This window comes from Pigmentiphaga soli (assembly GCF_039541095.1).
Lineage (GTDB): Bacteria > Pseudomonadota > Gammaproteobacteria > Burkholderiales > Burkholderiaceae_B > Pigmentiphaga > Pigmentiphaga soli.
In genome coordinates this window covers 15369-33285 of sequence record NZ_BAABFO010000039.1, presented here as the reverse complement: position 1 = coordinate 33285, position 17917 = coordinate 15369, and the positions used below count along the sequence as shown (strand labels likewise).

Here is a 17917-nt window from a genome sequence, read left to right as displayed (position 1 = left end):
GCCGCGCGGGGCGCGGCGGCGGACGGCGCTGCGGCCGGCCGGGCGCCATCCGCCGCCGCGGCGCGCGCGTTCAGCGCCGACGACAGCGCGATGGCGTCGGTCCAGCCGAGCCATTGGCTCAGGCGGTCGGACAGCGGCTGGCCGGCGCCGGCCGCGTCAACGTCCGTCAGGCGGGCAAGCAGGCGGATGAGCGGCGGCCCGCCGAAAGCGGACCGCCGGGACTCTTGCACCATACGGCAGGGTCGGAATTCCAAAAATCCGCGAGTTTACACGCGCCCGGGCGCGCGGGCCGCGCCCGGGCGGCATCGAAGATGCACCGCTTCGTAACCGCGCGCGGCCCGCCGGCCGAATCGGCAAGGGGCGGCGCCCGCATCATGGCCCGCGCGCGATGCGCATGCCGCTCAGCACCCTGTCGGTGACCGGCGACGTGCGCTGCGCGCTCCACGCGAGCGAGACCTCGGCGTGCGGGGCCTGTTCCCGTATGCGCAGATACGCGATGCCGGCCAGCCCGGCCCTGGCCAGCGAACGCGGCGCGAAGGTGACGCCGGCCCCCAGCGCCACCAGCCCGATGTAGGACGACAGCAGTTGTGACTGCAGGTCTACCTTGGGCACGAAGCCGGCGCGTTCGCAGGCGCTGATCATGCGGTCGTAGTAGTTCGGGCCGAGGTGACGCTCGCCGATGATGAAGGTGTCGTCGCGCAGCATCGACAGCCTGATCGATTTGCGCGCCGCGAACCGGTGGGTGGCGGGCACCGCCACGACGAACGGTTCGTGTTCCAGGACATGCACGGCGAGGCCGTCGTGGTCGATGGGCGTGTTGACCACCCCCATGTCGAGCTGCCGCTCGCGGATCGCCTTCACCTGTTCGGCCGAGCTCATCATCGCCCAGCTGGCATCGATGCCGGCCGGGATCGCCGCTTCCAGCCTGCGCCGCGCATCCGAATGGATGACCGATCCGCTCACCCCGATGCGCAGCCGGCCGGCATAGCCGAGTTCGACCGCCTGCAGGCGCTGGCGGATCTGCCGGGTGCGGTCGAGGATGCTGCGGGCTTCTTCGAGCAGCAAGGCGCCGGCCGGCGCCAGTTCCACCCGCCTGTTGTTCCGCTCGAACAGCACCACGCCCAGTTCATTTTCCAGCTGCTTGATGCGCTGGGTCAGCGGCGGCGCGGAGATGTGCAGCCGCGCCGCCGCCCGGCCGAAGTGCAGCTCTTCGGCCAGCACGACGAACGAGGCCAGGTCTTTCAGCTCCATGGGTGGAATATTTCGAAAAAGAAAATATTCATTGCTCGAAATTGTAATGGACGAATGATGCGGCGCATTCCTAACATCGATCGAAATCGACATGCCCCCGGAGCCTCGCGTGGCCACGCCAGCATTCAATACCTTCGATACCCCAGGAGACACGACATGAAAGCTCTTGCCCAGGAGCAGGTGGACCGCTATCGCCACGACGGCTTCCTGTTCCCGCTGCCGGCCCTCGACGCCGAAGAGGCGCACGGCTACCTCGGCCTGCTCGACCGGATCGAGGCGCACGCGGGATCGTCGCTATCGCTCCCCGCCAACGGGCAATGGCGCTCCTCGCCCCACATTTACCTTCCCGAGTTCGACCGGCTGGTGCGCGACCCGCGCATCCTCGACGTGATCGAAGACCTGCTGGGCCCCGACCTGCTGGTGTTCACCAGCACTTTCTTCATCAAGGAGGCGGGCTCGGCCACCTTCGCCGCCTGGCACCAGGACTCGACCTATTTCGGCCTGGCCCCGCACGAACACGTAACCGCCTGGCTCGCGCTGTCGGACGCCTCGGCGCAGGCCGGCTGCATGGAGGTGCTGTCGTCGCACGGCCAGCCGCGGCAGATGCACCATGCCGCGGCCCGGCTGGCCAACAGCATCAACGGCGCAGGGCAGGCCATCGTCGAGCCGCTCGACGACAGCCAGGGCGTGCTGATGGAACTGAAGGCCGGCGAGTTCTCGCTGCACAACACGCTGTGTCCGCACCGCTCTTCGCCCAACCGCTCTTCGCACCGCCGCGTGGGCTTCGGCATCAGCTACATCCCGGCCCACGTCACCACCGTCGGCTCGCACCGGCTGCATGCGCTGCTGGTGCGGGGACAGGACAAATGGGGCCATTTCGACCTGCTGCCGCCGCCCGACGGCGCCTTCACGCCGGCTGGGCTGGCCATGCAAGACGCCGTCTACCGCCGCTATCGCGAGCACTACCGCGAGCAGGAGCGCCGGCACGACGAACTGTTCGGCAAATACACGGGAGAAGTGCATGCCGCCGTTGACGGATAAGATCGCGATCGTGACCGGCGCCTCGCTGCCCAACGGCATCGGGGTCGCCATTGCCCGCCGGCTGGCCCAGGCCGGCGCGGGCGTCCTGCTGGTGGCCGAGGGCACCGAGGAACAGTTGCGCGCCCGGTGCGACGAATGCCGGCAGGCGGCTCCCGGCGCGCGGGTCGAGTACGGCCTGTTCGACCTGGCCGCGCCGGGCGGCGCCGAAGGCATGGTCGAACACGCCGCGCAGCGGTTCGGGCGCGTCGACATCCTCGTCAACAACGCGGCGCTGCGCGTGTCGAAAGACTTCGGCGACTACACGCGCGATGACTTCGACAAAGTGGTGGCGGTCAACCTGGCCGCGCCGTTCTTCGCCTCGCAGTCGGTGGTGCCGCTGATGCGGCGCCAGGGCGGCGGCCGCATCATCCACGTCGCCAGCCAGCTGGGCAAGGTCGCGCTCGAGCAACGCGCGCTGTACGGCCTGACCAAGGCCGGCGTGATCCACCTGGCGAAGTCGATGGCCTGCGAACTGGGGCGCGACGGCATCATCGTCAATTCGATCAGCCCCGGCCCGGTCAACACCCAGCGCGCGATCGACCGGATGCGCGCCGACCCGGCGCTGCACCGGCAACTGGAAGCCGACATTCCCCTGGGGCGGTCCGGCAGCCCCGAAGAAATCGCCGACGTCGCCCTGTTCCTCGCCACGACCGCCGCCGCCTTCCTGCAAGGGGAAGACATCTGCGTCGACGGCGGCTATACCGCTCATTGATTCGGCCCCGCCCCATGACGGACGTCACCCGTGAACTCGCGCAGTTCGTCGCCGTTTCCCGCTGGGAAGACGTGCCGGCGGCGGTGCGCCGGGAAGGCCGGCGGGCCGTCCTGAACTGGCTGGGTTGCGCGCTGGGCGGCTGCCGCGACGCGACCATGGAACCGCTGCTGGCCGCGCTGGGCGCGTTCGCGGGCCCGCCGCAGGCCACCGCCATCGGCCGCGGCGAACGCTACGACGCGCTGACGGCGGCCTGCGTCAATGGGGTGGCGTCGAACATCCTCGATTTCGACGATACCCATATGCGCACCGTCATCCATCCGACCGTGCCGGTCGCCTCGGCGCTGCTGGCGCTGGCCGAGTGGCGGCCGATGGACGGCCGGCGCTTCCTGCACGCCTTCGTGCTCGGCGTCGACGTCGAATGCCGGGTCGGCAACGCCTTGTCGCCCGGCTTGTTCGACGCGGGCTGGCATCCGACCTCGGTATGCGGCGGGATCGGCGCGGCGGCCGCCTGCAGCCGCGCGCTCGGCCTCGACGCCGGCCGCACGGCCTGGGCGCTGGGCCTGGCGGCCACCCAGGCGTGCGGGCTGAGCGAGGTGTTCGGCACCATGGGCAAGAGCTTCAACATCGGCCACGCCGCGCGCAGCGGCCTGGCGGCGGCCATGCTGGCGGCGGCCGGCTTCACGGCCTCGGCGCGCGGCATCGAATCGCCGCGCGGCCTGGCGGGCGTGTTCGGCGATCCCGCGCGCGCCCACGAGGCGCTTGCCGGCCTGGGCGCCGAATGGGAATTGGCGGGGGTCGGCTACAAGCCCTATCCCTGCGGCATCGTGACCCATCCGGTGATCGACGCCTGCCTCGACCTGCGGCAGGCCCATGGGCTGCAGGCCGGCCGCATCGCCCGGGTCGAGCTGGCCGTCGATCCGGTCACGCTGGGCGTTTGCGGCCGCGATCCGGCCGACGGCCTGGCGGGCAAGCTCAGCCTGTCGCATTGCGCCGCCGCGGCGCTGCTCGACGGCGAGGTCGGCGTGCCGCAGTTCAGCGACGCGCGGGTGGCCGCCGGCGATGCCGCCGCCCTGCGCGCGCGCGTGGCGGCCACGGCCGACGCCGCCCTCGGCAAAGGACAGGCGCGGGTGCGCGTGGTCCTGGACGACGGCGCCTGCCACGACATGGCGGTCGAGCACGCGCGCGGCACGCCGCGGCGGCCGCTGACCGACGCCGAACTCGAACGCAAATTCCAGGGACTGGCGGCGCTGGCCGGTCTGGACCCCTCTGCCATCGGGCGCACGCTGGCCGACTGCCGCGCGCTCGACGAACTGCCGGACGCCGGCGCGCTGGCCCGCACGGGCATACCTCCGAATTCCTGATTTTCGTGATCGGGCCGGTCTCGTCCATGCCGTATCGGTGGCCGGCTTCGATGGTGATTGCGCAGCGGCCCGTGGACAGGCTGCCGCCCGGGTGATCGTGAAGCAAGGGGGTAACCATGTTCAAGCCAGACCTGTCCAAACGCCGGACGCTCCGGTTCTGTAGCGCAGGCGCCGCTGCCGCATTGAGTCCGTTCGCGCCGACGATGGCGCCCCGCGCCGCCGGCGGCAGCGCGGACTATCCGTCGCAGGCGATCCAGATGCTGGTGGGTTTCGCGCCGGGCGGCGGCACCGACGTCATCGCCCGTCTGCTGGCGAAAAAGTTTTCCGACGACTGGAAGCAGAGCGCGGTGGTGGTCAACCGGCCCGGCGCCAGCGGCAACATCGCCAACAACCTGGTGGCCAAGGCCGAGCCGGACGGCTACACGCTGCTGATCGCGGTGTCGTCGCTGGTGATCAATCCCAGCCTGTACAAGAACATGCCGTACGACACGGTCAAGGACCTGGAGCCGATCAGCCTGCTCTCGGTGGCGCCCAACATCCTGGCCGCGAACCCTTCGACGCCGGTGCGGTCGGCGCACGAGCTGATCGAACTGGCGCGCTCGCGGCCGGGCGAGATCTCGTACGCCTCGCCCGGCAACGGCCAGGCCTCGCACCTGGCGATGGAGCTGCTGGGCACGATGGCGGGGGTCAAGTTCCTGCACATCCCGTACAACGGCGGCGGGCCGTCGGTGTCGGCCGCGCTGGGCGGCCAGACCCAGCTGGTCGTGGGCTCGCTGCCGACCATCCTGCCCGCGATACGCAACGGCTCGCTGCGCGTCATCGGCGTGACGACCGCCAGGCGCACCTCGCTCGCGCCCGACATCCCCACGATCGCCGAGCAGGCCAATCTTCCCGACTACGACGCCAACGTCTGGTACGGCGCGCTGGCGCCGGCCCATACGCCGCGGCCCATCGTCGACAAGGTCAATGCCGAGATCGGCAAGGTGCTGTCGGAGGACGACGTGCGCGCGCAGTTCGCGAACCTGGGTTTCGAGGCGGCCCATACCTCGCCGGAAGAATTCGCCGCGTTGATCAAGTCCGACCTGGCCAAGTGGGGCAAGGTAGTGCGCGATTCCGGCGCGCGCATCGACTAGCGAAGAGGAAATCCATGCCAACCGACGACGATTCCGCAGACGGTTTCATGCGGCTGTTCGACGACATCGACCGCGCCTTCCGCCTGGATGCCATCCATGGCCGGCCCGGGATGGACCCCCGGCGGCGCGCGCTGCTGACGCTGGCCATGGTGGCCGCCAAATGCCAGGCCGAGGCCGTGCCGGAGCACGTGCGCCTGTGCGTGCGCGCGGGGCTGGGCAAGACAGAGATCGGCGAAGTGCTGCTTCAGGTGTATTGCTATGCCGGGGTCTACGCCTCGCTGTCGGGCTTCACCGCGGCGCGGCGCGCGCTGGAGCGGATGGAGGCGGCCGGCGAACTGCCGCCGCCACTGGGGCAGGTCGGGAACCGGCCCGCGCCGGCGCGGACGGTGGCGGAGCGCATGGCCGCCGGCCTGCGGATGCGCCGCCAGTTGTTCGGCGATGCCGACGTCGACCGCGGCCTGGCCCAGGCCGATCCGTTCACCGACCTGTTCTGGGAAACCACGCTGGACTTCTGCTTCGGCAACATCTGGTCGCGGCCCGCCTTCGACCGCCAGTTGCGCAGCGAATTGTGCCTGGCGATCGCCTCTGCCACAGGCCAGGTCGGCGCGGTCGACCGCCACGTGCGCAGCGCGCTGCGCGGCGGCGTCTCGCGCGGGCGCATCGCCGAGATATTCCTGCTGGCCTATGTATACGGCGGCGTCTACAACAGCCTGGAAAGCTTCCGTGCTGCCAGTTCCGTGTTCAGCGAGATGGCGGCCGGCGGCGCCGGGCCGCCCAGCCAGGGGCCCTGCGCCTCCTGACCTCTTCTTCAACAGCCGTTCGAACAGGGCAGCCCTTCGTGCTCCAGGCAGGGCCCGCACCGCAGGCCGTGTCCAGCATCCAATGGCCCACGCGCGCGGCAGCTCGTCTGGTAGGCCCTGCTTGGCCTTGGCGGCCTCGCGCAGGCGGCTGGAATAGAAGCGGCGGCAGTGCTTGCCCTGCGACTTGGCCTCGTACAGGGCGAGGTCGGCGTTGGCCAGCAGCTCGCGGACCTGCAGCCGCTGCGCGGTGGCCACCAGCATGGCGTCGCCGGCCGCGTGACCGAAGCCGCCGTTGACGTCCTTGAAGCCGTCCAGGTCCACCACCATGATGCCGCCCTGGGTGGTCGCCAGCGCGGCCTCGACCCGGTCGCGGAACAGGGTGCGGTTGGGCAGGCCGGTCAGCGGGTCCTGCGGCCGGCGGACAGCGCAGGCTCGGCGCGTGCCGGCGCGGCCGGCGCGTCAGTCCGTTACCGGCGGGCAAGGGGGCATGCCGCGGGATCCTGGCGCCGGAGATGCCGAATCCTGTTTTTGATAGGAATCGATGCCGGATCCGAAGGCATTTTTCGTGCCTGGAATAGGTAGCCCGCCGCGGTCCGCCTCCCTATGATCCCATCTCCCTTACCGATAACCTCACGTCATGAACCGCCCCGACACCCCGGCCGACCGGCCCGATTTCCTTTCCCTCCTGGCCGACCGCCTGCGCGACGGCGGCGGCCCGAGCTTCGAGGTCTTTTCCCCGGCCGACGGCCGGCGGGTGGCGGCGGTGCCCGATGCCACGCCGGCCGACGCCCGCCGCGCGGCCGACGCCGCCGTCCAGGCCTACGCCCGGTGGAGCCGGACGGGCGCCCACCAGCGCGCCCGCCTGCTGCAGGCCTGGTTCGGCGAGATCATGGCGCACCGCGAGGAGATCGCGCGCGTGATCTCCGCCGAAATGGGCAAGCCGGTGAGCGAGGCGCGCGGCGAGGTCGACTATGCCGCCGCCTACATCGAGCTGTACGCGGAAGAGGCCAAGCGCATCCGCGGCGAGGCGTTCTCCGGGCCGGACGCGCGCAAGCGCCTGTACGCCACGCCGCGGCCGGTGGGGCCGGTCTATGCGATCACGCCGTGGAATTTCCCGGCCGCGATGATCACCCGCAAGGCGGCGCCGGCGCTGGCGGCCGGCTGCACCGCCATCGTCAAGCCGGCGCCGCAGTCGCCGCTGACGGCCCTGTTCCTGTCGTGGCTGTGGGAGCGCGCCGGCGGCCCGGCCGGCACGCTGCAGACCCTGCCGACGCTGGACGCGGCGGGCGTGTCGCAGGTGATGTTCGACGACCCGCGCATCCGCAAGCTGACCTTCACCGGCAGCACCGAGGTCGGCCGCAGCCTGTACCGGCAGGCGGCCGGCACCCTCAAGCGGGTGTCGCTCGAACTGGGCGGCCACGCGCCCTTCCTGGTGTTCGATGACGCCGACCTCGACGACGCCGTCGAGCAGGTGATGCTCTCCAAGTTCCGCAACGCCGGCCAGACCTGCGTCTGCACCAACCGCATCTATGTCCAGCGCGCCATCCTGCCGGCCTTCGTGGCCGCGCTGGCGCGGCGCGTGGAGGCGCTGCGGATGGGCGACCCGGCCGACGAGCGCACCGAGGTCGGCCCGCTGGTCGACGCCCGCGGCCTGGACAAGGTGGCCGGCCAGGTGCGCGACGCGCTGGACAAGGGCGCGACGCTGGTCACCGGGGGCCGCGCGGCCGAGGGCCTGTTCTTCCGGCCGACCGTGCTGGCCGGCGTGGCGCCGGGCATGCGCATCCTGGAAGAGGAAACCTTCGGCCCGGTGGCGCCGATCCTGGCCTTCGACACCGAGGAAGAAGCCGTGGCGCAGGCCAACGACACGCCGTTCGGGCTGGCGGCCTACCTGTACACGCGCGACCTGGCGCGCGCGCATCGCGTGTCGGAGGCGCTGGAGTACGGCATCGTCGGCGTCAACGACGGCGCGCCGTCGACCGCCTGGGCGCCGTTCGGCGGCGTCAAGGACAGCGGGCTGGGCCGCGAGGGCGGCCACTGGGGGCTGGAGGAATACCTGGACCTGAAGTACGTTTCGGTCGGGCTGCCCGCGGCTTGAACGCCCCCGCGCCCGTCCTGCCGGCCCGGCGGGGGCGCGGGTATAGTCTCGGCATGGATATCGCGTCGATCCTCCAAGATACCGTGCTGAAGGAAGCGACCCTGGTGGCGGGGCGCGCCGCCGTCTCCAACGAAGTGCGCTGGGTGCACATCGTCGACCTGCCGGACATCGTCGACTGGGTCGACGCCGGGCAACTGCTGCTGACCACTGGCTACCACTGGCCCGCCGCGCCGGCGCGCCAGTCGCGGCTGGTCGAACAGCTGCACGCCAAGGGCCTGGCCGGCGTCGTGCTGGCCGTGCCCAATGCCCTGCCGCATTTCCCGGCGGCCAGCCGCAAGGCGGCCGACCGCGTCGGCCTGCCGCTGCTGGAACTGCCGTGGGAAGTGCCGTTCAGCCAGATCACCGAACAGATCCACGTGCGGATCATCCGCGATCAGGGCGCTCTGATCGAGCGTTCCGAATCGATCCATCGCGCGCTGACCAATGCCGCCGCGTCGATCGAAAGCCTGCAGAAGCTGGCCGCCATCCTGGCCGATCTGCTCGGGCGCGACGTCTGCTTCATCAGCCACGACGGCCTGCTGCTCGGCGCGGCCGACATGGGCGCGGCGCGCCAGGCCCACGAGCGGCGCTACCTGCGCGAGGCCAGGGCGCGGCACGGCACCCTGCCGCCCGGCGCCGGCAACGCGCCGTTCTGGATCGAGGCCATGCCCGAGCGCGGCTTCGCCCGCCGCCTGGGCTGCCCGATCGTCGTGCACGGCGGGCAGGCCGCGCTGGTGTGGCTGGACGACGGCCCGCATCCACTGGGCGAACTGGACGTGCGGGCGGCCGAGCACGCGGCCATCGTGGCCGCCCTGCACCTGTCGCATGCCGAGGCGCTGCGGGTGCAGGAAGAGCGGCTGGGCTACACCCTGCTGGAATCGCTGCTGGACGGCAGCTTCAAGGAAAGCGAGGCGGCGCTGGAGCGCGCCCGCCTGCGCGGCTGGGATCCGCGCGCGCCGTACCGGGTGTGCCTGGCGCTGCACGACGAAACGCTGCCGCTGTCGCGGCCGGGCTTCCTGCGCATCGAGGCCTGGACCGAGCGCCTGCGCCAGGCGCTGGGCGCGCGCGGCGTGCCGGCTGTCCTGTTCGCTTCCGCCAACCAGGTCCATTTCCTGTTGCCGCAGGACCAATCGCCGGAAGCCCTGTGGCAGGCCGTGCGCGGCAAGGGCGTCGGCATGGCGGTCAGCCGTCCCGGTACCGGGGCGCGCGGCGTCGCCGCCGCCGGCGCCGACCTCCAGGCGCTGCTGCCGCTGCTGGCGCCGGGCCGGCTGGTGCCGTTCGAAGAGGTGACGCTGCCGCGCGCGCTGATGGGCGACGCCGACGCGCGCCGGATGCTGATCGAGCGGCGCCTGGGGCCGCTGCGCGCCGGCGCGAAGAACGGCTTCCTGTTCGACACCTTGGCCGCGCTGGCCGACGAAGGCTTCCATCTGGCCGCCACCGCCCAGCGGCTCGGCCTCCACATCAGCAGCCTGCGCTACCGGGTGGGCCGCATCGCGGCGCTGCTAGGCGTCGATCTGGAAGACCCGGCGCAGCGTTTCGAGCTGCAAGTCGCGCTGGCCATGCAGCGGCTGGAGCACGACGCCGCCGCGCCGGCCGGCCCGCGGCGCGTGCTGGCGCAAGAGCCATGACCGCGCGGCCGATCCGGCTCAAGCCGGCGCCGCGCCCGCGGCCGGCGCTTGCGCACGCACCCGTTCGATGAACGCGCGTGCCTGCACGGCGCACAGATCGCTGTCGCTGGCCGCCACGTGGTAGGAGTCGCCCGGCACCACGTACAGTTCGGACCGCGGGATCTTCGTCTGCCAGGCCCTGACCTGATCGACCGATCCCAGCGCGCTGCCCTCGGTCGTGATGACCAGCGTGGGGCACCGGATCTTCGGCAGGTCGCCGGTCAGCACGGAGCCCGGAATCACCTTCATGAAACCGATCTGGCTCGACACCGGCGTGCGCGACATCAGGTCGATCCACCACTGCACGCCCTCGGCCGGAAAGCGCGGCCCCAGCCGCGACGCCATGGTGCTGCGCGCCCACGAACCGACGCCGTCCTTCTCGAAGGTTTCCATCCACGCCGCGACGCGGGCGGTCATGTCGCCGCGGTCGGCCACCGGCGTGCCGGCCAGGACCAGCGAGGCGATGCGGTCCGGGTGCCGGGCCGCGAAGCGCCGCGCGACGGTGCCGCCCAGCTTGGCGCCGATCAGGTGGAAGCGCGCGACGCCCAGCCCGTCCATCAGCTTCACGTAGTCGTCGACCAGGCCGTCGAGCGACCACGGATAGTCCCGCTCCATCGGCGTCGAGCGGCCGAAGCCCCGCATGTCGGGCCGGACGATGCGGAACCGGCGGGCCAGGTGGGGCACCCAGCCGAACCAGACGGCGCCGCTCTCGGCATTGCCGTGCAGCATCAGTATGGTTTCCGGATGGCTCCACGGGTCCGTGTAGTCGTCGATGACGTAATGCATGGCCAGGCTGGCGTCGATCTGTGCGCTCGGCATGTCTGCTCGCTTTGCAAGGTGATGGCAGGCGCGTCCGGGCGCCGGCCCGGACGCAGGCAGGCCTATTCGGCCGTCATGCCGGTGGACCGGACCAGGGCGCCCCACTTGGCCGTGTCGGCCTTCAGGTAGGCGCCGAGCCGGGCCGGATCCATCAAGGCCGGCTCCGACCCCTGCTTAAGCAGGAAGGCGTCGACGTCGGGCTGCTTGATGATCCTGGCCACCGCCTGGTACAGGCGCTGCACGATGGGCGCCGGCGTGCCGGCGGGCGCGAACAGCGCGGTCCACGAATTCACCTCGAAGCCGTCGAGGCCCTGTTCGCTGATCGTGGGCACGTCGGGCAACTGCTCCGAGCGCTTCAGCGAGGCCAGGCCGACCGCCCGCAGCCGGCCGTTCTTGACATGCTCGGTCAGGGCCGTCAGGCCGGTGCAGATCATCTGCACCCGTCCGCTCAGCAGGTCGGTCATCGCCTCGGCGCCGCCCTTGTAGGGCACGTGGGTCATGTCGACCTTGGCCATGGACTTGAACAGCTCGCCGCAAAGATGCGGCGAGCCCGCCACGCCGGACGACGCGAAATTGAGCTTGCCCGGCTCCTTCTTGGCCAGCGCGATCAATTCCTTGACGTTGTGGACCGGCAGGCTGGGATTGACCACCATCAGGTAGGGCGTGGTGGCGAACATGGCGATCGGCGTCAGGTCCTTGACCGGGTCGTAGCCCAGGTTCTTGTAGACCGCCGGCCCCACCGCCAGCGGCGCCGCCACGCCCACCAGCAGCGTGTAGCCGTCGGGCGGCGACTGCGCGGCCAGCTTGGAGCCGAGGTTGCCGCTGGCGCCCGCGCGGTTTTCCGGGATGACCTGCTGGCCGAGTTCGTCGGACAGCTTCTTGGCCAGCATGCGGCCGAGGATGTCGTTGGTGCTCGAGCCCGGAGGGTAGGGAATGATCAGCGTGACCGGCCGGCTGGGATAGGACTGGGCGAGCGACGGCGCCGCCCACGAGGCCGACGACAGCGCCAGCGCCGCGAGGGACAGGGCGAGGACTCTGCGCTGCGGGATCATCGCTGCTCCTCCAGGAATGTGCGGATCTCGGCCACGACCGCGTCGGGCGCCAGGAAGTGGATGCCGTAGTCGTAGCCTTCGAGCTTCACCAGCTTGGCCGTCGGCAGCAGGTCGCGCATCTCGGCCATGTGGCGCAGCCGCCGCTCGGTGCACTTGCTGCCGACTATGAGCAGCGTGGGCGCCTTGATCTCCGGCAGCCGCGGCGTCAGGTCGACGGTGGAGAACAGGCGGAAGGCGGCGATCGCCATGTAGTCCGGCGTGCGCGCCATCTGCGCGGGCACCCATTCGGCCAGCCCGGGCGGCGCCTTGCTGAGGTCCATGCGGTATTGCAGCGTGCGCCGGCACCATTCGGCCACGCCGTATTTTTCGATCGCGGCGGCCTGGTCGGCCTCGCCCAGCGCATAGGTCGAGATGGTTTCGTCGCCCATTTTGGCGGCGGTGTTCAGCAGGGTTATGGAAGAAATCCGGTCCGGGTGTTCCAGCGCGGCCACCAGGCCGAGCGCGCCGCCGGTGGATTCGCCCACCCAGTGCGCGCGTTCGATGCCGAGCGCGTCCAGCAGGCCGATGGCGTCGCCCGCCAGCATTTCGGGGCTCAGCGGCGAGCCCGGCGCCGGCTTGGTGGTATCCCCATAACCGCGCGCGTCGAGGCTCAGTACCCTGTAGTGTCGGCCGAGAAGGGGACTCCACGCGCGCCAGAATTCGGTATTGCGGCAGTAACCGGGGTATAGCAGAAAGGTTTCCGGCTCGCCCGGCTGCCAGGGGTCGGTATAGTCGGCGAATTCATAATGGATATCGAGATCGCCCACTTTGGCGAATCTCTTGGCCAACGGCTTCATGTTTTGGTCTCCTCGTATTGTTATCGGCGAGGATTATTAGTATCAAACGAAGCGCAGACCATGCCCAATTAATTTTCCATGGGCATCCATAAGACTCACTTAACGGTTGGAGACGGCGAAATGATGAATCTGCGGCACCTGGAGGTCTTTCACGCCATCATGCAGACCGGGTCCGTCACCGGCGCGGCGCGTTTCCTGAACGTGTCGCAGCCGGCGGTCAGCTCGGTGCTGAAGCTGCTGGAGGCGCGGCAGGGCCGGCCGCTGTTCATCCGCATCGGCGGGCGGCTGCAGCCCACGCCCGAGGCGGTGGCGATCTTCCCCGACATCGTCGCCATCTACGGCCGGCTCAAGGCGGTCAACCGCCTGATGCAGGACCTGGCCGGCGGCCGGCTGGGAACGCTGTCGGTGGCCGCCTCGTTCCCCATCGCCAATGGCTACCTGGCCAAGGCGATCGCCACCTTGGTTACCGAACGCCCGGAGACGCACGTCACGCTGCAGTCGATGACCTCGCCCGAAGTGATCGATCGCGTCGCCAGCCGCGAAGTGGAGCTGGGCGTGGCGTTCGAGCCAGTCAACAATTCCGAGGTGGAGACCGAGGTGCTGGTCAAGAGCGGCGTGGCCTGCGTGATGCCCGACACGCACCCGCTGGCCCGGCTGGAACGGATCGGCGTTCGCGACCTTGCCGACTACCCGATCATCACCTACCTGCCGCACTACTACATGCGCGCGCACGTGGACCGGATATTCAACGAAGCCGGCATCGCGCCGCGCATCAGCGTCCAGATCAGCATTTCGCTGACCGGCATGACGCTCGCCTACTACGGCGCGGGCGTGGCGCTGATCGAACCCTATCTGCTGACGTCGATGCCGCTGCAGGGCCTGACGGCGCGGCCGCTGAAGTCGTCGATCGACTTCCGGACGGTGCTGCTGCGGGCCAAGTCGGCGCCCAGTTCGGTGCTGGTCGACATGTTCGTCAGGCACCTGAAAAAAACGGTGGCCGAGATGGCTGCGCATTAGCGGGCCTTATGGGCCGGCGATCAATATTGATTAGACAGTCCCGCCGGCGCGCCATCAGAATTGCTGCCCACGTCGAGTTAAGCGAGGCATTTTCAGATGACGTTCCCCAATTTGACGACCGATTTTCCGTCGGTGCGGGAAACGGTGAGCCGGGAAGAATGGCAGGCACGGCTGGAATTGGCGGCCTGTTATCGCCTGGTCGATCTTTTCGGCATGACCGACCTGATCTACAACCATATTACGCTGCGGATCCCGAATACCGAGGATCATCTGCTGATAAACCTGTACGGCCTGCTCTACAAGGAAATAACGGCCTCCAGCCTGGTAAAGATCGATCTGGAAGGGAATATCCTTTCCAAGCCGCCCACCGATTATGGGATCAATAAATCGGGCTACGTCATCCACGGCGCCATCCACGCCGCCCGGCACGACGTCAAATGCATCATCCATACCCATACCCGGGCCGGGATCGCCGTATCGGCGATGGAATGCGGGCTGCTGCCGATGTCGCAGACCAGCATCCGCTTCGTCGATCACCTGGCCTACCACGCCTACGAAGGCCCGGCCATCGACCTGGCCGAGCGCGAGCGCCTGGTGGCCGACCTCGGGCAGCACAACGCCATGATCCTGCGCAACCACGGACTGCTGACCTGCGGTCCCAGCGCGGCCGAGGCGTTCAACCTGCTCTACAACCTGGAACTGAGCTGCCGCGCCCAGGTGGACGCGCTGGCGGGCGGCACGAAACTCCAGCTGCCCACGCCCGAGGTGCTCGCACGCACCGCCCACCTGTACCAGCCGGGCACGCGCCGGCCCTACGGCGTGCTGGAGTGGCCCGCCATGCTGCGCCTGCTGGAAGCGCAGGCCAGGCATTCCGGCTACCCGCCTTATTGGGCCTAGGTTTTTCCCGAGCCATTTTTCAATCCACCGGAGGAGACCGGCATGTTGTTCATGGTCATCAGCACCCCACGCCCCGAGCAACCATCGGCCATGCGCGCCGGGCAGCGCGCGTATTGGGACTGGATGAATCCCTTGCTGGAGTCGGGCGTGGCCAGGCACGTATGGCTCAAGGCCGGCCGCGGGGCGGTCGCGGTGTTCGAGGTCGACTCGAACGAGGCGCTGCACAAGCTGGTCAACCAGTGGTCGGAAAACGTCCCGGCGCATTTCGAGATCATCCCGCTGGTTTCGAAGGCGCACCAGGAAGCCATCGCCAACGCCGGCACCAACCCGATGGACCTGTGAGGCGGCGCGCCCGCGCCTTTCCGATCCGCGACCATGAAGGTGAAAAAATCGAGTCTCTGAACCTGCTGGGATCCTCCCACGCCAAACCGGATTTCACGCCTCCCGCCGGGGCCTGCGATTGCCACGTCCACGTCTTCGAGGACCACGGCAGGTATCCGCTGGCCGCCGACAGGCCCTATACCCCCGCCGAGGCCACGCTGGCCGACCTGGCCGCCGTGCTCGGCTGGCTGGGGCTCGGGCGCGCGGTGATCGTGCAGGCTTCCCCGCAGGGAAACGACCACGCTTGCCTGGCCGACTCGCTGCGCGCCATCAACCGGGGCGGCGCGCTGGAAGCCCGGGGCGTCTGCGTGATCGGCAGCCGCACCTCGGATGCCGAGCTGCAAGACCTGCACCGGGCCGGCGTGCGCGGGGCCCGGGTCAACCTGCATACGGTGGGCACCCATAGCGCGTCGGCGGCCCGCGAATCGATATTGCGCGTCGCCGGGCGGGTCGCTCCGCTGGGCTGGCATGTGCAGACCTTTACCGACCTGAACGTCATCGCCGGCCTGCGCGGCGAGCTGTCGCGCCTGCCGGTCCCCATCGTGTTCGACCACTTCGCGCTCGCCAGGGCCGGCGCCGGCATCGGCCAGCCCGGTTTCGACGTCCTGGCCTCGCTGTTGGCGCAGGGCAAGGCCTATGTGAAGCTTTCGGCCACCTACCGGATGTCCGGCCCGGGAGAAGAGGCGGGGGTGCAGGACCTCGCGCGGGCGCTGATCGACGCGAATCCGGACCGGATCCTGTGGGGCAGCGATTGGCCGCACACGGTCGGCACCATGGTGCCCGGTTCGGAACGGCTGGCCGTGCGGCCGTTCAAGGCGGTCGACGACGGCGCGGCCCTGTCGCGGCTCAGGCAATGGACGCAAGGCCGCGCCGGCCTGCTCGACCGGATCCTGGTGGCCAACCCCGCGGCGCTGTACCAATTTTGAGGAGACCGACCATGGCGAGCGAACCCCCTGATCCCGATGGCACGCGAATGCCGGACAGCCAAGGCGCCGGCCAGACGGACCTGCATTACCGGATCGACGACCACACGGACCCATGGGTGCAGCCGCCGGTCGTCCTGTTCGTCCACGGCTTCGCCGAGAACACTCAGGCCTGGCGCACCTGGGTGCCCGCGTTCAGCCGGCATTTCCGCGTCGTGCGCTTCGACCAGCGCGGCTTCGGCGAATCGCCGCCGGTGGACGGCCGCGGCTTTTCGACGGCGCAGTTCGTGCAGGATCTCCACGCGCTGATGCAGGCGGTGTCGCCGCGGCGCCCGGTCCACCTGGTGGCCGGCAAGAGTGGGGGGATCAGCGCCGTGGCGTTCGGCGCGGCGCATCCGGACCGGCTGGCGTCGCTGACCCTGGTCAGCCCCGCGCTGCAGGCGCCGGACACCACGGGCTGGCTCGAACGCATGGAGCAGGGCGGCATGTACGAATGGGCCCGGTCGACCATGCGGCAGAGGCTCGGCGACGCCATGCCCGAAGCGGGCATCGAATGGTGGAGCCGGCTGATGGGCGCCACGCGGCTCGACACCGCGCTGGCCTATATGAAATGGGTGTCCGCCGTCGACTGCCTGCCTTTGCTGGCCGGCATCCGCTGCCCGGCGCTGGTGCTGGCCGGCAACACCGCGCGCCGCGGCCGCGAGGCGTTCCTGGAAATGGCCGCGCGCATGCCGAACGGCCGCTACCAGGAGATCGAGGTGGACGGCTACCACGCGGCGGCGGTGGCGCCGGACCGCTGCGCCGCCATCGTCACGGATTTCATCGCGGATATTGGGCACAGCGACACGAATCGAGGAGACCACCATGCGAAGCAGAATGCTTGAACGCCTGATTTTCGTTGCCTGCGCGGGCGTTTTTTCCTGCGCGGCCGCCGCCTATCCGGACAAGCCGATCCGCCTCGTGGTGCCCAGCGGCGCGGGCGGCATCACCGACATCCTGGCCCGGCTGCTGGCCAAGGACCTGAGCGCCAGCCTGGGGCAGCAGGTCTACGTCGACAACAAGCCCGGCGCCGGCGGCATCGTCGGCTCGCAATCGGTGGCCACCGCGCCGCCGGACGGCTATACGCTGCTGATGGCGTTCCCGTCCCACGTCGTCAACCCCACCCTCTATCCGAAGCTGCCGTACGACTCGGTGAAGTCGTTCGCGCCGGTCGCGATGGTGAGCAAGGTGTCGCCGGTGCTGGTGGCGCGGCCCGACCTGCCCGCCAGTTCGACGCGGGAACTGATCGATTACGCCAGGAAGAACCCCGGCAGGGTCAACTATGCGACGGTCGGCACGGGCAGCCTGGGGCACCTGGCCTCCGAGTTGCTGAACCAGATGGCGGGCACGAAAATGACGCACGTTCCCTACAAGGGGGCGCCGCAGGCGCTGACCGCCACCATGGCGGGCGAGGTCGACATCTACATGGTGTCCTCTCCCAGCAACGTGGTCGAGCCCTATCGCGCGGGCAAGCTCAAGGTACTCGGCGTGAGCCAGGGCGAGCGGCTGTTGCTGCTGCCGGAGGTGCCGCCGCTGTCGGATACGCTGCCCGGCTTCGAGGTGTTCGGCTGGAACGGCATCCTGGCGCCGGCCGGCACGCCGGCGCAGATCGTGAACACGCTCAATCGCGAAATCAACCGCATCCTCGGGTCGGCGGAATTCCTGCAGATCCTGCGCAACGAAGGCGCCACGCCGGCCCCGCTGTCGCCGGAGCAGTTCTCCAAGCAGATCGCGGCGGATATCGGGCGCTGGGGCAAGGTGTTGAAGGACGCCAACATCAAGCCGCTCAACTATTGAGGGCCGCGGCGTCCACTA

At 69.8% G+C, this 17917-nt stretch carries 18 protein-coding genes and 1 pseudogene; 13 read left to right on the top strand and 6 right to left on the bottom strand.

Annotated elements, in window-relative coordinates; genetic code table 11:
• Both ABD927_RS23735 and ABD927_RS23730 read right to left on the bottom strand, forming a co-directional pair.
• Nucleotides 1-233: DUF3348 family protein (locus ABD927_RS23735; RefSeq protein ID WP_345252366.1), on the bottom strand; the 233-nt coding region annotated here is incomplete at its 3' end.
• Nucleotides 234-372: 139 nt separating this feature from the next.
• Nucleotides 373-1251, bottom strand: a complete 879-nt coding sequence (locus tag ABD927_RS23730) for a LysR family transcriptional regulator (RefSeq protein WP_345252365.1) — start codon at nt 1249-1251, stop codon at nt 373-375.
• 156 nt (nt 1252-1407) lie between these two features.
• On the opposite strand from ABD927_RS23730, the gene ABD927_RS23725 reads away from it, so the two are divergent.
• The 5 genes from ABD927_RS23725 to ABD927_RS23705 all read left to right on the top strand — a co-directional run bounded on the left by ABD927_RS23725 (nt 1408) and on the right by ABD927_RS23705 (nt 6337).
• A complete protein-coding gene (locus ABD927_RS23725; protein WP_345252364.1) occupies nt 1408-2292 on the top strand; it encodes a phytanoyl-CoA dioxygenase family protein in 885 nt (294 codons plus the stop codon).
• A complete protein-coding gene (locus ABD927_RS23720; RefSeq protein ID WP_345252363.1) occupies nt 2273-3043 on the top strand; it encodes an SDR family NAD(P)-dependent oxidoreductase in 771 nt (256 codons plus the stop codon). Before ABD927_RS23725 ends, ABD927_RS23720 begins: the two co-directional genes overlap by 20 nt.
• A 14-nt stretch (nt 3044-3057) precedes the next feature.
• A complete protein-coding gene (locus ABD927_RS23715; RefSeq protein ID WP_345252362.1) occupies nt 3058-4404 on the top strand; it encodes an MmgE/PrpD family protein in 1347 nt (448 codons plus the stop codon).
• Between the two features lie 203 nt (nt 4405-4607).
• Nucleotides 4608-5537: a tripartite tricarboxylate transporter substrate binding protein gene (locus ABD927_RS23710; protein ID WP_345252361.1), complete on the top strand. Its 930-nt coding sequence runs from the start codon at nt 4608-4610 to the stop codon at nt 5535-5537.
• 14 nt (nt 5538-5551) lie between these two features.
• Entirely contained in the window at nt 5552-6337 is a 786-nt protein-coding gene (locus ABD927_RS23705) for a carboxymuconolactone decarboxylase family protein (protein WP_345252360.1), read from the top strand.
• Between the two features lie 291 nt (nt 6338-6628).
• On the opposite strand, the pseudogene ABD927_RS23700 reads toward ABD927_RS23705, so the two are convergent.
• A pseudogene (locus ABD927_RS23700) lies at nt 6629-6688 on the bottom strand (hypothetical protein); the annotation flags it as partial.
• A gap of 286 nt (nt 6689-6974) precedes the next feature.
• Between ABD927_RS23700 and ABD927_RS23695 the strand changes: the two are divergent.
• A complete protein-coding gene (locus tag ABD927_RS23695) occupies nt 6975-8432 on the top strand; it encodes an NAD-dependent succinate-semialdehyde dehydrogenase (protein WP_345252359.1) in 1458 nt (485 codons plus the stop codon).
• Nucleotides 8433-8485: 53 nt separating this feature from the next.
• Nucleotides 8486-10099, top strand: a complete 1614-nt coding sequence (locus tag ABD927_RS23690; RefSeq protein WP_345252358.1) for a PucR family transcriptional regulator — start codon at nt 8486-8488, stop codon at nt 10097-10099.
• 18 nt (nt 10100-10117) lie between these two features.
• Here the strand turns inward: ABD927_RS23690 and ABD927_RS23685 are convergent, their stop codons facing one another.
• The 3 genes from ABD927_RS23685 to ABD927_RS23675 all read right to left on the bottom strand — a co-directional run bounded on the left by ABD927_RS23685 (nt 10118) and on the right by ABD927_RS23675 (nt 12845).
• Nucleotides 10118-10957, bottom strand: coding sequence for an alpha/beta fold hydrolase (locus ABD927_RS23685; RefSeq protein WP_345252357.1), 840 nt, complete (start codon nt 10955-10957; stop codon nt 10118-10120).
• Between the two features lie 62 nt (nt 10958-11019).
• Nucleotides 11020-12009: a Bug family tripartite tricarboxylate transporter substrate binding protein gene (locus ABD927_RS23680; RefSeq protein ID WP_345252356.1), complete on the bottom strand. Its 990-nt coding sequence runs from the start codon at nt 12007-12009 to the stop codon at nt 11020-11022.
• On the bottom strand, nt 12006-12845 hold the full coding sequence (locus ABD927_RS23675; RefSeq protein ID WP_345252355.1) for an alpha/beta fold hydrolase: 840 nt from the start codon (nt 12843-12845) through the stop codon (nt 12006-12008). The genes ABD927_RS23680 and ABD927_RS23675 overlap by 4 nt, the downstream gene beginning before the upstream one ends.
• A 120-nt stretch (nt 12846-12965) precedes the next feature.
• On the opposite strand from ABD927_RS23675, the gene ABD927_RS23670 reads away from it, so the two are divergent.
• The 6 genes from ABD927_RS23670 to ABD927_RS23645 all read left to right on the top strand — a co-directional run bounded on the left by ABD927_RS23670 (nt 12966) and on the right by ABD927_RS23645 (nt 17899).
• Complete coding sequence (locus tag ABD927_RS23670) at nt 12966-13862, top strand: LysR family transcriptional regulator (RefSeq protein ID WP_345252354.1); 897 nt, start codon at nt 12966-12968, stop codon at nt 13860-13862.
• Between the two features lie 96 nt (nt 13863-13958).
• Nucleotides 13959-14759, top strand: coding sequence for a class II aldolase/adducin family protein (locus ABD927_RS23665; RefSeq protein ID WP_345252353.1), 801 nt, complete (start codon nt 13959-13961; stop codon nt 14757-14759).
• Nucleotides 14760-14801: 42 nt separating this feature from the next.
• Nucleotides 14802-15101 (top strand): DUF3303 domain-containing protein, encoded by a 300-nt coding sequence (locus ABD927_RS23660; RefSeq protein WP_345252352.1) that lies wholly within the window; start codon nt 14802-14804, stop codon nt 15099-15101.
• Nucleotides 15098-16066, top strand: coding sequence for an amidohydrolase family protein (locus ABD927_RS23655; RefSeq protein ID WP_345252351.1), 969 nt, complete (start codon nt 15098-15100; stop codon nt 16064-16066). The genes ABD927_RS23660 and ABD927_RS23655 overlap by 4 nt, the downstream gene beginning before the upstream one ends.
• Before the next feature lie 47 nt (nt 16067-16113).
• A complete protein-coding gene (locus ABD927_RS23650; protein ID WP_345252350.1) occupies nt 16114-16947 on the top strand; it encodes an alpha/beta fold hydrolase in 834 nt (277 codons plus the stop codon).
• Nucleotides 16928-17899, top strand: coding sequence for a Bug family tripartite tricarboxylate transporter substrate binding protein (locus ABD927_RS23645; protein ID WP_345252349.1), 972 nt, complete (start codon nt 16928-16930; stop codon nt 17897-17899). Before ABD927_RS23650 ends, ABD927_RS23645 begins: the two co-directional genes overlap by 20 nt.
• The last annotated feature ends 18 nt before the right edge of the window (nt 17900-17917 follow it).